The 14,665-nt window shown below is 74.1% G+C and carries 10 protein-coding genes; 3 read left to right on the forward strand and 7 right to left on the reverse strand.

Annotated features, from left to right (window positions below; genetic code table 11):
- Positions 1–216 precede the first annotated feature (216 nt).
- Complete coding sequence (locus K1Y72_RS26620; protein WP_220169221.1) at positions 217–1,410, reverse strand: M50 family metallopeptidase; 1,194 nt, start codon at positions 1,408–1,410, stop codon at positions 217–219.
- Between the two features lie 42 nt (positions 1,411–1,452).
- Positions 1,453–2,688, reverse strand: coding sequence for a 1-deoxy-D-xylulose-5-phosphate reductoisomerase (dxr, locus tag K1Y72_RS26625; protein ID WP_220169334.1), 1,236 nt, complete (start codon positions 2,686–2,688; stop codon positions 1,453–1,455).
- An 88-nt stretch (positions 2,689–2,776) separates the two neighbouring features.
- Here dxr and K1Y72_RS26630 point away from each other — a divergent pair, with 88 nt between their 5' ends.
- On the forward strand, positions 2,777–3,679 hold the full coding sequence (locus tag K1Y72_RS26630) for a trypsin-like serine peptidase (RefSeq protein WP_220169222.1): 903 nt from the start codon (positions 2,777–2,779) through the stop codon (positions 3,677–3,679).
- Between the two features lie 666 nt (positions 3,680–4,345).
- Here K1Y72_RS26630 and K1Y72_RS26635 read toward each other — a convergent pair.
- Both K1Y72_RS26635 and K1Y72_RS26640 read right to left on the reverse strand, forming a co-directional pair.
- Positions 4,346–5,578, reverse strand: a complete 1,233-nt coding sequence (locus K1Y72_RS26635; RefSeq protein ID WP_220169223.1) for an extracellular solute-binding protein — start codon at positions 5,576–5,578, stop codon at positions 4,346–4,348.
- Positions 5,579–6,011: 433 nt separating this feature from the next.
- The gene (locus K1Y72_RS26640; protein ID WP_220169224.1) at positions 6,012–6,359 is read right to left on the reverse strand and encodes a hypothetical protein; all 348 of its coding nucleotides are present in this window, start codon (positions 6,357–6,359) and stop codon (positions 6,012–6,014) included.
- A 285-nt stretch (positions 6,360–6,644) separates the two neighbouring features.
- Here K1Y72_RS26640 and K1Y72_RS26645 point away from each other — a divergent pair, with 285 nt between their 5' ends.
- Positions 6,645–8,228 carry a hypothetical protein gene (locus tag K1Y72_RS26645; RefSeq protein WP_220169225.1) on the forward strand — a complete coding sequence of 528 codons (1,584 nt, stop codon included), beginning with the start codon at positions 6,645–6,647 and terminating at the stop codon, positions 8,226–8,228.
- Here the strand turns inward: K1Y72_RS26645 and K1Y72_RS26650 are convergent.
- Both K1Y72_RS26650 and K1Y72_RS26655 read right to left on the reverse strand, forming a co-directional pair.
- Positions 8,164–9,672 carry a CoA-acylating methylmalonate-semialdehyde dehydrogenase gene (locus K1Y72_RS26650; protein WP_220169226.1) on the reverse strand — a complete coding sequence of 503 codons (1,509 nt, stop codon included), beginning with the start codon at positions 9,670–9,672 and terminating at the stop codon, positions 8,164–8,166. The genes K1Y72_RS26645 and K1Y72_RS26650 overlap by 65 nt on opposite strands.
- Complete coding sequence (locus K1Y72_RS26655; RefSeq protein WP_220169227.1) at positions 9,669–10,991, reverse strand: aspartate aminotransferase family protein; 1,323 nt, start codon at positions 10,989–10,991, stop codon at positions 9,669–9,671. The genes K1Y72_RS26650 and K1Y72_RS26655 overlap by 4 nt, the downstream gene beginning before the upstream one ends.
- Before the next feature lie 109 nt (positions 10,992–11,100).
- Between K1Y72_RS26655 and K1Y72_RS26660 the strand changes: the two genes are divergently transcribed.
- Positions 11,101–12,705 (forward strand): PucR family transcriptional regulator, encoded by a 1,605-nt coding sequence (locus K1Y72_RS26660; RefSeq protein WP_220169228.1) that lies wholly within the window; start codon positions 11,101–11,103, stop codon positions 12,703–12,705.
- Positions 12,706–12,711: 6 nt separating this feature from the next.
- Here the strand turns inward: K1Y72_RS26660 and K1Y72_RS26665 are convergent, their stop codons facing one another.
- On the reverse strand, positions 12,712–14,643 hold the full coding sequence (locus K1Y72_RS26665; protein WP_220169229.1) for an FAD-dependent oxidoreductase: 1,932 nt from the start codon (positions 14,641–14,643) through the stop codon (positions 12,712–12,714).
- Positions 14,644–14,665: the final 22 nt, after the last annotated feature.

A 14,665-nucleotide genomic window follows, 5' to 3' on the forward strand; every position in this document is an offset into this window, starting at 1 on the left:
GGGGTCGCCAGCCGTGGGGCTTCCTGTCCGGCCGCCCCCTGACCGCCGCCCGCGCCGCGGACCATCGGAATACCCAGTGAAACGCTCATCCCTCTCCCTCTGTCGCCACTACAACCCTAAGCGCCCCAAGGGCACGACAGGACGCCGACCACCTGGGTAAATGTGTGTCCGCCCGGTTACCAAGGGCGATCCCCGGCGCCTCCCCCGCCGCGCGGGTCAGCCCGGCAGGCTCAGCGGGTTGACGATGTCCGCCAGGATGAGCAGCACGCCCAGGCCGACGAGGGCGACCACGGCCAGGTAGGTCACCGGCAGCAGCTTCGTCATGTCCACGGTACCCGGGTCCGGGCGCCCTCGTCGCCGCGCGGCGAAGGCCCGCAGGCGCTCGTAGGCGAGGACGGCGAGATGGCCCCCGTCCAGGGGCAGCAGCGGCACCACGTTGAGCGCACCGAGGAAGATGTTCACCGAGACGACCAGCGACAGATACAAGGTGGCCTTGTCGCGCCAGGAGTCGTGGGAGGAGAAGATCTGCCCGGAGACCTCGGTGGCGCCGACGACGCTGCCGACCTGGCCGCCGGGGCTGCTCGCCCGGTCCGGGGAGAACAGCTTGGGCAGCGCGCTCGGCAGGTCCACCACGACCTTCCCGATCCCGGCGACGGTCGTGCCGACGCCGCGGCCCGCGAACTCCACCGCGCGGACCGGACCGGCCCGGTCGTAGCGGGCGCCGACGACCCGGGACGACATGCCGAGGAACGGCTCGCCGCCGGCCGAGGCCAGCGTCACCCGCAGGGGGACGCGCCGCCCGCCGCGCTCCACGACCACCGGCACGGCCTGCCCGGGGCGCGCCCTGGTGATCGCGGCGCGCAGCCCGTCCCAGTCCGAGACCGGGGTGCCGGCGAACTCCACGACGCGGTCGCCCTCCTTCAGCCCGGCGGCCGCCGCGGGCGAGCGCGGGTCGCCGGACCGGCAGCCGGCCCGCACGCCGGCGGGCACGCACGGGCTGACGGCGTCGACGGTCGTGGTGGCGGTGCCGGGGTTCGGGATCCCGAGGGTCATCGCCACCGCCGCGAGCAGCAGGAACGCGAACGCGAAGTTCACCGCGACGCCCGCGACGATCACCACCGCGCGGCGCCCCGCGGGCTGCCGGTAGAAGGCGCGCTCGCGGTCGGCGGGCGCGACCTCCTCCAGCGGCGTGTAGCCGACGATCTTCACGAAGCCGCCGAGCGGGACCGCCTTGATCCCGTACTCGGTCTCGCCGCGCCGCCGCGACCAGAGCGTCGGCCCGAACCCGACGAAGTACTGGGTGGCCTTCATGCCGAACCGCTTGGCGGTCAGCAGGTGGCCGCCCTCGTGCAGCATCACCGAGGCCAGCAGCGCGGCCACGAAGGCCAGCGCACCGAGCGCAAAGGCCATGCGGGCCTCCTGGAGGACGCCCGGGGGGCCGCTCCCCTCGGGTCAGCCGAGTCCGGTCAGTTCCCTGGCGCGCGTGCGCGCCCAGGCGTCCGCCGCCAGCACGTCGTCCAGCGTCGGCGCGGCGGCGCCGCCGTCGCGGGCCGCGTGCTCGTCCACTACCCGCGAGATCGTGTCCACTATCCCCAGGAACGGCAGGTTTCCCGCGCGGAAGGCCGCCACGCACTCCTCGTTGGCGGCGTTGTAGACGGCCGGGTGGGTGCCGCCGGCCGTGCCGACCGCGCGGGCCAGCGCGACCGCCGGGAACGCCTCGTCGTCCAGGGGGAAGAACTCCCAGGTGTGCGCGGCGGTCCAGTCGACGCCCGGGGCGGCGTCCGGGACGCGGTCCGGCCAGTCCAGGCCGAGCGCGATCGGCAGCCGCATGTCGGGCGGGCTCGCCTGCGCGAGCGTCGAGCCGTCCACGTACTCCACCATCGAGTGGATCACCGACTGCGGGTGCACCATCACCTCGATGCGGTCCATCGGCACGTCGAACAGCAGGTGCGCCTCGATGACCTCCAGGCCCTTGTTCACCAGCGTCGCCGAGTTGATCGTGACGACCGGGCCCATGTCCCAGGTGGGGTGGTCCAGCGCCTGCTCCACGGTGACGTCCGCGAGCTCGGCGCGGGGACGGCCGCGGAACGGGCCGCCGCTCGCGGTCACCACGAGCCGCCGCACCTCCTCGGGGCGGCCGCCGCGCAGGCACTGGGCGAGCGCGGAGTGCTCGGAGTCGACCGGAACGATCTGGCCGGCCCTGGCGCGCGCCTTGACCAGCGGCCCGCCGATGATCAGCGATTCCTTGTTGGCGAGCGCCAGGGTGCGGCCCGCGTCCAGGGCGGCGAGCGTGGACGCCAGCCCGAGCGCGCCCGTCACCCCGTTCAGCACGGTGTCGCAGGGCCAGGCGGCCGCCTCGGCGACCGCGTCCGGGCCCGCCACGATCTTGGGGATGGCGTACTCGCCCGAGGCGTACCCGCGCTTCTGCGCCTCGGCGTAGAAGGCGAGCTGGAGGTCCTGCGCGGCCGACGCCTTCGCCACCGCGACGACGTCCGGCCGGAACTCCAGGGCCTGCGCGGCCAGCAGGTCCACCCGGCCGCCGCCGGCGGCGAGCGCCGCGACGCGGAACCGGCCGGGGTTGCGGCGGATCACGTCGAGGGCCTGGGTGCCGATGGAACCGGTCGACCCGAGGAGGACAACGTCGCGAGGGGCGTTCGAAGGAGACGTCACCCGACCATTGTCGGCCATGGCCCGCCCGGCGGCCACGCGGGCCGGACCTCCATCGCATTGCCCCAAAGTAGCGGCGGCGTCACGCAAAGTGATGGACACTGCGTGCATGCAGCCGAGCGTCCCCGGTCTCCTGCTCGCGGCGCTCGCCGCCGCCGCGGCCGTCCCCGCCCTGCCGGCGGCCGGGATCCCCGCCCCTGCCGCGAGCGCCGCCGTGTCGGCGTACGCGGTGCCGCTCGCCCCCGCCGACGTCGGCCGGCTGCGCGCGCACTGGACGCCGCAGCGGATGGCGGCCGCCTCCGGCACCGGGCGGCCCGTCCACGGATCGCTCTGGGCGGGCGGCGGCGCCGTCACCGCCACCACCGGCAAGATCTTCTTCAGCGCGCGCGGGCGCGACTACATGTGCTCGGGCAGCACGGTGCGCAGCGCCAACCGGGACGTCGTGATCACCGCCGGGCACTGCGTGCGGCCGGCCGAGGGCGGCTGGGCCGCCGACTGGGTCTTCGTCCCCGGCTACCGGGAGGGCCGCGCCCCCTACGGCGTCTACCCGGCCCGGCGGATGTTCGTTCCGCGCGCCTGGAAGCGCCGCCGCGACGGCGACCACGACGTCGCGCTCGTCGCCGTCGGCACGGCCGTGGACGCCGGGCGCGCCGCGCGGCACGTCGGCGATGTCGTCGGCGCGCAGCGCATCGCCTTCGGCGGGCCCGGCCGCACCCGCACCTACGCGTTCGGGTACCCCTCCACCGGCCGCTACGACGGCGAGCACCTCGCCTACTGCACCGGCCGCCCCGCGCACCCGCGGCGGCACCCGACGAGCGGCCGCGGGATGCGCTGCGACCTCACCCGCGGCTCCAGCGGCGGCCCCTGGCTCGCCGACTTCGATCCCGCCACCGGCACCGGCACCGTCACCACGGTCAGCAGCTTCAAGTTCGCCGACGACGGCACCACCATGTTCGGGCCGCCGCTCGGCCGCGACGTCCGGCGCGCCTACGACCGCGCCCAGCACGCCTGACCTGCGCCCCTACCGGCCGGCGACCCCGGCGGCGGGGCCCGACACGCGCCCGCCGGTGGCCTTTACCGGCCTTTTCACCCAGGGTGACATCGGCAACACCGAGGGCGATTTATAAAGGAAGCACGTGACCGCGACTCACGCACGAGGGGATGGGCAATGGGCCGCACCGGCGAGCTGAGGTTCGACCCCAGCGCGCTGAATCCCGCGCAACGCCACGGCGACGCCTGCGTCGTCTGCGACAAGAGGTGGCCGCGCCCGGGTGTCCGTGTCGGTTCCGTTCCCGACGGCACAGGGGTGTTCGCGTGCGCCGATTGCGCACCCGCCCTGCCGGTGCCCCGGCAGGCCGCATGGCCGGTGGAGCCGCGCACGTCCACCGGGGAACCGGTGGAGAGGGAGCCGGACGCACGGTAGCGCCGGCGAAGGAGAGATCTCTCCTGGAGAGGGTGACCCGGGCACTCGGGGGGAGGCCCGGGACCACCCGAGAAGGTGCGCCCGGCTGGGGGCGGTCGGGCGCACCGGAGAGATCCCCGTCCTTAAAGACGTGCGCCCCCTCACACCAGTAGGCGGCCGGGCGCACCGGAGAGATCCCCATCCTTGAAGACGTGCGCCCTCTCACACCAGTAGGCGGTCGAGCCCACCGGAGAGATCCCTCTCAGCAGCCCCGACTCACTTCTTCGGCAGCTTGGTGGTCTCGATCCACGCCTTGGTCCACTCGCTGTAGTCGGTGCAGTCGCCCTCGCCGTCGCGGGCGCCGGCCGCGGTCGCCGTGCAGGCCTTGGTCGGGGCGTGCGCGAAGATCACCTTGTCGAGGTAGCCGCGGTCCCCGACGTGGTAGGCGCCGCAGAACGCGGCGCGCAGCCGGTCCCCGGCGCACGCCTGCGGGTTGGCGGGGGCCGCCCCGGTCCACTCGGCGACCTGCTGCTGCACGTCCGGCGAGGCCGTCCACTGCATCCACTGGTACATGCAGTTGGGGTGCGCGGCGCGGGCGCCGATCATCCAGGACGTCGTCCAGCCCGTCACGCCCTCGGCGGGCGCGACGCTCTGCACCGCCCGGCCCGCCCGCGACAGCACGTCCACCTGGTAGGGCCAGACGCCGCCGAGGACGGCCTGCCCGCCCGCGAACGCGCCCACCGCGTCGGCGGGCCGCTTCCAGTACGCCTGGACGTAGGGGCGCTGCCTCTGCAGGACGCGGACGGCGGCGGCGAGCTGGCGCGGCGTCAGCGCGTACGGGTCCTTGATCTTGAGCTTGCGGTCCCGGCTCTTCAGGTACAGGGCCGCCTCGGCGATGGTGAGCGGGCTGTCGCGGAGCACGATCTTGCCGGAGTAGCGGGCGGCGGCGGCCGGGTCGAACAGCGCGGCCCAGCCCTGCGGCGCCGGCTGGACCGCGCGGGTGTCGTACATCAGCAGGTTCGAGCCCCAGGTGGCCGGCACCCCGTAGAACTTGCCGCCCTGCTTCAGCAGGTTGCGGAGCCGGGGCTCCAGCCGCTTGTACCCGTCCACGAGGTCGGGGTTGACCGGCGCGACCCGGTCGCCGGCGACGAGCTGCCCGGCGACCTCGGCGGGCGCCGACACGCCGTCGAAACGGCGGTTCGGGTCGCGCAGCATCGTCGCCATGTCGTCGGCGTCGCGGGCGGTGCGCCAGGACACCGTGCAGCCGGTGCGCTCCTGGAAGGGCGTCACCCAGTCGACCCGCGGGTCGTTGGAGCCGTTCTCGATGTAGCCCGGCAGGGCGACGAGGTCGAGCTGCCCCTCGCCGGGGCCGAGGGTGGTCGCCGCCTTCACGGTGCCGACCGGCTCCTGCCCCCCGTCGCAGCCCGCCAGCGCCAGCACCGCGCTCATGAGCGCACCGAGCGCCAGGACGGGTCCCCTGCCCGGCGGCGTGATGCCCCGCAGCCGCATGTCGCTCCCGTTCTCCGTCCTACGGGATCGCCCCCGTGCTCGTCGTCCGGCCCGCCCGCGCAGCGTAGCGCCTCGGCACCGCCGGGACGGCGCCGGGCCATCGGAAAGGGCGGATCACGGCCCGCGGCGGAGGACCGGTCGCGACGTATTCGACGGTGTCCCGCAATTTTCCCACCGGGACGTTGCCGGAGAGCCTTCCCTTACCGTCGAACAGTTCGCCCGGGGCGTGCGGCGCATGCTTTTCCGATAATGGTGCGCCGCCTTTTCCGCGGCCTTTCCCCGGGGCCCGGGAAACCGTAACGGCCCCGGCGGGCAGTGGGTGCCGGCATCCGCGCCATACACGGAGGTTGCTGGAGAGGGATATGGCGCTGCCCTGCCCGGCCCGGGGCCGCGACGGCACCGGCGGTACGTGGCGAGGTTGGGGAACAGCGGATCATCTTGCGGTGCTGCCCGGCCACGCGATCACCGGTACCCGGTGGGACGGCGACGGTGTGACGCCCTCGAGACGGAGGAGATTCGAGGGACGCCGCGCGTCCTGCCGGGGGTCTGCGAGCGGCCGGCGGCCGCTCGGGGTCTCGCTCGTTCGGACGGGTCCGCGCCGGATCACCTCGATCTCGGCGATGAGCCGCTGCGGGGTCTCGGCCTCCACGAACGCGCCGAGGTCGCGCTCGCGCGGCGGCAGCGCCCACCAGCGGCGGGTGAACGGTCCGAACCAGATCGTCCAGCCCCGGTAGCGCCGGCCGAGCGCCTCGACCTCCGCGGCGTGGTCATCAGCAGTCATAGCGCGGCACTCCCGCCCCGGACCCCGTCCCCGATAACGAAGATCGGAGAACTTTTTCTATTCATCCCAATTAATTGGGACATTCAGATTGTGTCCCCCGCCACTGGGGCAGTCAACACTTGTAGCTATTATTTGTCGGGGTGCGAAAGACGAAAATCAACGACGGAAACCTACGGCCGGAGGAAAATCCCGGACGCGGCGGAGCAGCCGGTTCTCACGCGGTGCGACCGGCGGTCACGCCCCGTTCACGCGGGGGCCACCGGCCCGTCCTAGGGTCGTCCTCCCGTGAGTGAGGTCCTTCCCCGCATCCGGGCCGAAAGCCCCGTCCGCCGCGTTCCGCGGTCCTTCCGGCGGGCGGGCGCGGCGCTGCGCCCGCACGCGCCGTTCCTCGTGGCGCTGGCCGGCGCCGCGCTGCTGCGCTGGACCGCCCTGCGCGCCTATCCCGGGGTGCTGTGGTTCACCGGCGACTCCTACTTCTACATCGGCTACGCGATGCGCCTGTCGCCGTCGGCGGGCAAGTCCGTCGGGTACCCGATGCTGCTGCGCCTGCTGGAGCCCTGGCACAGCCTGGTGCTGGTCGCCGCCGTCCAGCACCTGCTCGGCCTCGCCACCGCCGTCCTCGGCTACCTGCTGCTCCGCCGCGCCCGCGTCCCCGGCGCGCTCGCCACCCTCGCCCTGCTGCCGGTCCTCTACGACGCCTACCAGGTGGAGCTGGAGCACCTGCTGATGTCGGAGACCGCTTACACCTTCCTCCTCGCCGCCGGGCTCGCCCTGCTGCTCTGGCGGCCGCTCGGCGAGGGCCGCCCGGCGCCCTGGTGGGCGGCGCTCGCCGCCGGGCTCCTCATCGGGTACGCGGTGCTGGTGCGGACGGCGGGCATCCCGCTCGTCCCGCTCGCGGCGGTGCTGCTGCTCGCCCGCCGGGGCGGATGGCGGCCCGCCCTCGCCTTCGCCGCGGCCGTGGCGGTCCCGGTCGTCGCCTACGCCTCCTGGTTCCACGCGGTGAACGACGGCTACGGCCTCACCCGGTCCGACGGCCTGTTCCTGTGGGGGCGCGTCGCCCCCTTCGCCGACTGCGCGGAGATCGGCCCGCCGGCCTGGGAGGAGCCGCTCTGCCTGCCCGCCGAGCTGCACGTGGACGCCGACGCCCCCGGCCGGCTCATCTGGCGCACCGACATCCCGCCCCGCCAGATCTACGAGAACCCCCAGGCCCCCTTCGCCAACGAGACGCTGCGCGACTTCTCGGTCCGCGCCATCCTCGCCCAGCCCGGCGACTACGCGAGCGTCGTCGGCGAGGGCCTGCGGATGGCGTTCACCACCGCCCGCGAGCCCTACCCGACGGCGCCGACGGAGACGCTCTACCACTTCCCGCGCTCCCCCGCCGCCTTCCCCGGCGGCCGGAGCTGGGGGCCGGACGAGAACAGCACCGTGCTGCTCGACGCCGCCGCCTACGAGCGCGGCCTGAACCTCAGCACCGTCGTCGAGCCCTACGCCGGCCGCATGCGCGCCTACCAGGCCCGCTGGCACCTGCCGGGGCCGTGGCTCGCGGCGCTGTTCGCGACGGGCGCCGTGGGCGTGCTGACGGGCCGCGGCCGCCGCCCCGAGCTGCTGCTCGTATGGGCGGCGGCCGCGACCCTGCTGGTGTTCCCGATCGCCAGCGCCGACTTCGACTACCGGTACGTGCTGCCCGCGGTGCCGTTCGCGTGCGTGGCGGCGGGCCTCGCCTTCCACCGCGGGCTTCCCGGAGCGCGGCCGCTGCCCGTGCTGCTGCCGGCGCGGCGCGCGGTCCCGGCGTGGGCGGGCCGGCTCACCCGTTGGTCGGGAACCCCAGGTTCACCCCGCCGTGGGAGGGGTCCAGCCAGCGCGCCGTGACGGCCTTGGTGCGGGTGTAGAAGTGGACGCCCTCCATGCCGTGGGCGTGGCTGTCGCCGAACAGCGAGTCCTTCCAGCCGCCGAAGGAGTAGTAGGCCATCGGCACCGGGATCGGCACGTTGACGCCGACCATGCCGACCTCCACCTCGTTCTGGAAGCGCCGGGCGGCGCCGCCGTCGTTGGTGAAGATGGCGGTGCCGTTCCCGTAGGGGTTGGCCGCGAGCAGCTCCATCGCCTCGTCGTAGGAGGAGACCCGCACCACCGACAGGACCGGGCCGAAGATCTCGTCCCGGTAGGCGTCCATCCCGGCGGTGACGTGGTCGAGGACGGTCGGGCCGAGCCAGAAGCCGTCGCTGCGGCCGCCGAGCACCGGCGTCTCCCGGCCGTCCACCGCGAGCACCGCGCCCTGCGCGACGCCGCTGTCGAGGTAGGAGGCGACCTTGTCGCGGTGCGCGGCGGTGACGAGCGGCCCCATCTCCGACGCCGGGTCGTCCCCCGGCCCGATCTTCAGGCCGGCGACGCGCTCGGCGACCTTGGCGACCAGCGCGTCGCCGACCGGGTCGACCGCGACGACGACGGAGATCGCCATGCAGCGCTCGCCGGCCGAGCCGAAGCCCGCCGACACCGCCGCGTCCGCGGCGAGGTCCAGGTCGGCGTCCGGCAGCACCACCATGTGGTTCTTGGCGCCGCCGAGGGCCTGCACCCGCTTGCCGTTGGCGGCGGCCGTCGCGTAGATGTAGCGGGCGATCGGGGTGGACCCGACGAAGCTGACGGCCCGCACGTCCGGGTGGTGCAGCAGGCCGTCCACGGCGGCCTTGTCGCCGTGCACGACGTTGAACACGCCCTCGGGCAGGCCCGCCTCGGCCCACAGCTCGGCGATCCGCACCGACGCCGACGGGTCCTTCTCCGACGGCTTCAGCACGAAGGTGTTGCCGCAGGCGATCGCCACCGGGAACATCCACATCGGCACCATCGCCGGGAAGTTGAACGGGGTGATCCCGGCGACGACGCCGAGCGGCTGCAGGATCGAGTAGGCGTCCACCCGGGACGAGACGTTCTCCGAGAAGCCGCCCTTCAGCAGGTGCGGGATGCCGCAGGCGAACTCCACCACCTCCAGGCCGCGGGCGACCTCGCCCGCCGCGTCGGAGACGACCTTGCCGTGCTCGGCGGAGATCAGCCGGGCGAGCTCGCCGGCGTGCGCGGCGACCAGCTCCCGGAACCGGAACAGGATCTTGGTGCGCTGGGTCAGCGAGGTGTCGCGCCAGCCGGGGAACGCGGCCCTGGCGGCGGCGACGGCCGCGTCGACCTCGCCGGGGCCGGCGAAGTCGACCGTCCCGGCGACGCGGCCGGTCGCCGGCTCGAAGATCTCGCCGGTGCGCTCGGCGGTCCCGCCGAACGGCTTGCCGCCGATCCAGTGGGTGACGTGCCTGCTCTCGGTGCTCACGCGTTGCTCCCCTCGCGCGCCGCGGCCGCGTTCACGGCCTCCAGCGCGTCGGTCAGGATCGCCAGGCCCTCGGCGGCCTCGGCGGCGGTCAGGGTGAGGGGCGGCGCCATCCGCACCACGTTGCCGTACAGGCCGCCCTTGCCGCCGAGCAGGCCACGCTCGCGGAGCGCCTCCATGAGGGCGGCGGCGAGCGCCGGAGCGGGCTCGCCGGTGGCCGGGTCGGCCAGCTCGACGGCGAACATCAGGCCCTTGCCGCGCACGTCCGCGACGATCGGCAGCCGCTCGGCGGCCGCCCGCAGCCCGCCGATGATCGTGGCGCCCTGCTCGGCGGCGTTGGCCTGCAGGTCGTGGTCCAGGACGTAGTCCAGGGTGGCGTTCGCGGCGGCCATCGAGATCGGGTTGCCGCCGAAGGTGGACAGGCCGACCGCGTGCAGGCCGTCCATGAGGTCGCCGCGGGCGACGACGCCGCCGACCGCGAAGCCGTTGCCGAGGCCCTTGGCGAAGGTCATCATGTCCGGCACGACGCCGTGCGCCTGGATGCCGAAGAACGTCTCGCCGGTGCGGCCCCAGCCGGTCTGGACCTCGTCGGAGATCAGCAGCACCCCGTACTCGTCCAGCACCTCCTTGTAGGCGGCGAGCAGCCCGTCGGGGGCGGCGGTGAAGCCGCCGACGCCCTGGATCGGCTCGGCGATCAGCGCCGCGACGTCCCCGCCGGTCGCGGCGGCCAGGACGTGCCTGAGGTCCTGCACGCAGACCCGCGTGTACGCCTCGTCGTCCAGGCCCGCGAACTGCGGCAGGTGCCGGTCGGTGCCGTGCAGGAAGTGGGTGTGGACCGGGGAGTAGGACACGTTCGTCCAGGCCCGGTTGCCGGTGACGCCGATCGTCCCGAAGGAGCGGCCGTGGTAGCTCTGCCGCAGCGCCAGGACCTGGTCGGTGCGGCGCGCGTAGGCGGCGATCAGCAGCGCGGTCTCGTTGGCCTCGGTGCCGGAGTTGGTGAAGAACACCTTGGCGTCCGGGATGCCGGACAGCCGGGCGATCTTCTCGGCCAGCTCGATCTGGCCGCGCAGCAGGTAGGCGGTCGAGGTGTGCACGACGCCGGTGGCGAGCTGGCGCTCCACCGCCTCGCGCACCTCGGGCACGTCGTACCCGATCATGTTGGTGAGGATGCCGGAGAAGAAGTCCAGGTAGGTGGTGCCCTCGGCGTCGGTCACGCGGCTGCCCTTGCCGGTGGCGATCTCGATGGGCGCGGCGTAGTTGAGCGCCAGCCAGGACGGCAGGACCGCCTGGTGGCGCCGGAGCAGGTTCGCGTGTTCGGACATGTCCCCAGTCTGGCGGCCGTCCCCCCGCTCCGACACCGCCACAGTGTCAGGACCGGGCCGCCTGACCTGACAGGGTGTCGGGGTGCGCGGGCCGGATATCCTGCGGGAAATGCTTCCCACCCTCGCCGACGTCCTCCGGCTGGACGCCGTCCGCCGCGGCCAGCCGCGCGTCGTCGCGGGCGCGGGGCGGCTCGGCAACCCGGTGCGCTGGGTGCACGTCGCCGAGGTCGCCGACATCGCGCACCTGCTGCACGGCGGCGAGCTGGTCCTCACCACCGGCATCGCGCTGCCCGAGGAGGCGGCCCGGCTGCGCGGCTACATCGCCGAGCTCGCCGACGTCGGCGTCAGCGGCCTCATGGTCGAGCTCGGCCGCCGCTACGCCGCGGCGCTGCCCGCCGCGCTGGTCGCGGCCGCCGAGGAGCACCACCTGCCGGTCGTGGTGTTCGCCCACGAGCCCGCCTTCGTGGACATCACCGAGGCCGTGCACGCCCGCATCGTGCAGGACCAGTTCGCCGAGCTGCGCGCCTCCGACCAGCTCCACCAGATCTTCACCCAGCTGTCGGTGGAGGGCGCCTCCACCGAGGAGGTCGTCCGGCAGGTCGCCTCCCTCGGCGGGCACCCGGTGGTGCTGGAGAACCTGACGCACCAGGTCCTCGCCGCCGACGCCGCCGGCGGCGACCCGGCCGAGCTGCTGTCGGCCTGGGAGACCCGGTCGCGGGCGGTGCGCCCGGCGGGCCGCACCGGCTACGACCCGACGTCGGGCTGGCTCGTCACCGCCGTCGGCGCCCGCGGCGAGGACTGGGGGCGCCTCGTCGTCACGCTCGGCGCGCCGCCGGGCGCCCGCGAGACGGTGCTGATCGAGCGGGCCGCGACGACCCTCGCGCTCGGCCGGCTGCTCGACCGGCACGCCGAGAGCGCCGAGCGGCAGGCGCACGGCACGATCATCGCCCGGATCCTGGCGCAGACCTACGCCGACCCGCAGGAGGCCGCCGCCCGCGCCCGCGCGCTCGGCGTCCCGCTGCTCGGCCGCCGGCTGCTCGGCGCGGTGCTGCGCCGGCGCGGCGCGGCCGCCCCGCCCGTCCGCGAGCTGTCGGAGATCGCCGCGGCCGCCTGCAAGGAGGCCCGCCTCGCCGCCCTCGTCGGCATCCTGGACGAGGGCGGCGCCGCGGCCCGCGTCGGGGTGCTCGCCTCGCTGCCCGCCCGCGCCGACGTCGAGACCGTCCTCACCGACGTCGCCACCCGCGTCCGCAAGCGCGCGGGCGCCGACGGCGTCCTCGCCGCCGGGTCGGTCGTGGACGCCGTCCGCGACGTCCGGCGGTCGTTCCAGGAGGCCGAGCAGGTCGCCGACGTCGCCTGCCGCGGCGCGGGCGGCCGGCTGTTCTACCGGCTGCCCGACCTGCGGCTGCGCGGCCTGCTGCACCTGCTGCGCGACGACGCCCGCCTGCAGACCTTCGTCGAGCGCGAGCTCGGCCCGCTGCTGGAGTACGACGCCGAGCGCGGCACCGACCTCACCCGCATCCTGGAGCTGTACCTGGAGGCCGGCCGCAACAAGGCGGTCGCCGCCCAGCAGGCCCACCTGTCACGGCCGGCCTTCTACGAGCGCCTCCGCCGCATCGAGCGCGTCCTCGGCGCCGACCTGGACGACGTGGAGTCCTGCGCGTCCCTGCACGTGGCCCTCCTCGCCCTCAGCTCCGTCCGCTGGGAGCGCTCCTAGCCCGGATCAGCCGAGCTCGCGGACGGCGCGGATGGCCGCGTCGATGGCGGCGTCGGCGTAGGCGCGGTTCTGCGAGTCGGAGTTCGCGATCGTCACCCGGCCGTAGGGGCGGCGCCCCTGCACCGCCGGGAGCGGCCCGTCCGGCCAGAACGGCGCCCACGGGCGGCCGTACTCCAGCGCGTACCCGTGCCCCCACCGGTTGACGGTGATCGCCTGGATGTCGCGGGCGGGGTCGAAGCCGCCCGCCGACAGCAGCCGGGCGAGCTGGTCGCGCAGCGTCCGCTCGTACCGCGCGAACGGGCGGGTGAACAGCTCGCGGCGGCCGGGGCCGATGCCGCCGCGCGGGTTGTCGTACGCCGGCGACGTCGCCATCCGGATCATGTGCACCAGGACCGGCTGGTCGGGGTCCTTGGAGAACGCGTAGCCGCCCATGCTGACCGGGTAGTCCAGCTCGGCGACGCACCAGTCGCCGCCGGTGAAGCGGGTGTAGAAGATCTTCAGCTGCTCCCAGGCCCGCCAGTTCCGCAGCTGCACCATGGCGTACACGATCGGCAGCTTGGTGCCGTAGAACAGCGCCTGCTTCTGGTCGGGCGGCAGGTCCTGCATCAGGTACGGGACCATCGTGTTGTAGCAGGCCATCACCACCCCGCCCGCGGCCACCTGGTGGACCTTGCCGCCGGCGTAGTAGTCGACCAGCACGGTCTTGGCGCCGACGATCCCGTCCTCGTGCCGCACCCGCACGCACGGCGCGTTGAGGCGGAGCCGCACCTCGTTGCCCTGCACGTCGAGCTTGGAGTAGTCGACGCGGGCGAGCGGCTCCTCCTCCATCGTCGCGGGCGCGCCCGTCCCGGGGATCAGCCTGCCGACGAGCAGCTTGCAGATCCCGTTGTTGCCGTCGGGGAAGTGGTAGATGTACGGGTCGTCCTCGTCCCACTGGATCTGGACGGTCGGCCCGCAGTACTTGTAGGGCTTGGAGCGGTCCAGCTTCAGCCCGTCGAAGCCGGGGTACTCCAGCGCCCAGGCGTCGATGGCCCCGAACGCGTTGGCGCCGAAGCCCCACTCGTCGCTCGTGTAGGTCTGCATGTACTCCAGGACCTCGTTCGGCATCCTCGCCACGTCCCGCATGTACTCGCGGTAGGTGAGGTCGACCAGGCGCGCCTTCTTCTGGGCGTCGCTGAGCCCCGGGAGGTAGTCGCCCGGGTTGTCCTGGAGCTCCAGGAACTTGGCCTGGCCCGCGGGCGACAGCGGCGAGTTCTTCAGCGTGGCGGCCGTCTGGGTGTCGCCGTCCATGACGGCGAGGTGGTCGCGGCCGAACATCTCGGCGGTGAAGAACTCGGCGTTGTTGAGCTTCCAGCGGTCGTTGAACTTCTGGTCGTAGTAGGTCTCGAACTTCTTCGGCTGGATGCCGAGGTCCGCCAGCAGCTTCTTGGCGCCGGGGCTCCACACCGACGGCGCCTCGATCGACTGCGAGCCGCCGTAGCCGATGATCAGCTTGCCGTTCGCCTGGAACTCGTTGCGGCGGGCGTGGCCGCCGAAGTCGTCGTGGTTGTCCAGGATGAGCACCCGGGCGCCCGGGTGCGCCTGCCGGTACAGGTAGGCGGCGCTCAGCCCGCTGATCCCGGCGCCGACGACGACGAGGTCGTAGCGCTCCCCGGTGGCGTGGATGGGCTTGTGCCCCGACCAGAAGATGCCGTCGCGCAGCTCGTGCGGGATGCGCATCGCCGGGTTGACCGAGCCGCGCAGCCCCTGCATCGCCGGCGGGTAGGACGGGTCGCCGGTGCCCCGGTAGTCCCAGCCGTCCGGCGGGTCGGCGGTGGCGTTGTGGTTGCCGCCCCACGAGCCCGCGGAGCAGCCCGCGAGCAGCCCGCCGGCCACCGCCATGCCGGTGGCGACGCCCATCCCGTCCAGGAAGTCCCGCCGGCTGATCTTGCGGTCCATGCCCAGTTCCCGGTCGGAATAG

Origin of the sequence: Actinomadura parmotrematis (genome assembly GCF_019458805.1) — a bacterium.
Lineage (GTDB): Bacteria > Actinomycetota > Actinomycetes > Streptosporangiales > Streptosporangiaceae > Spirillospora > Spirillospora parmotrematis.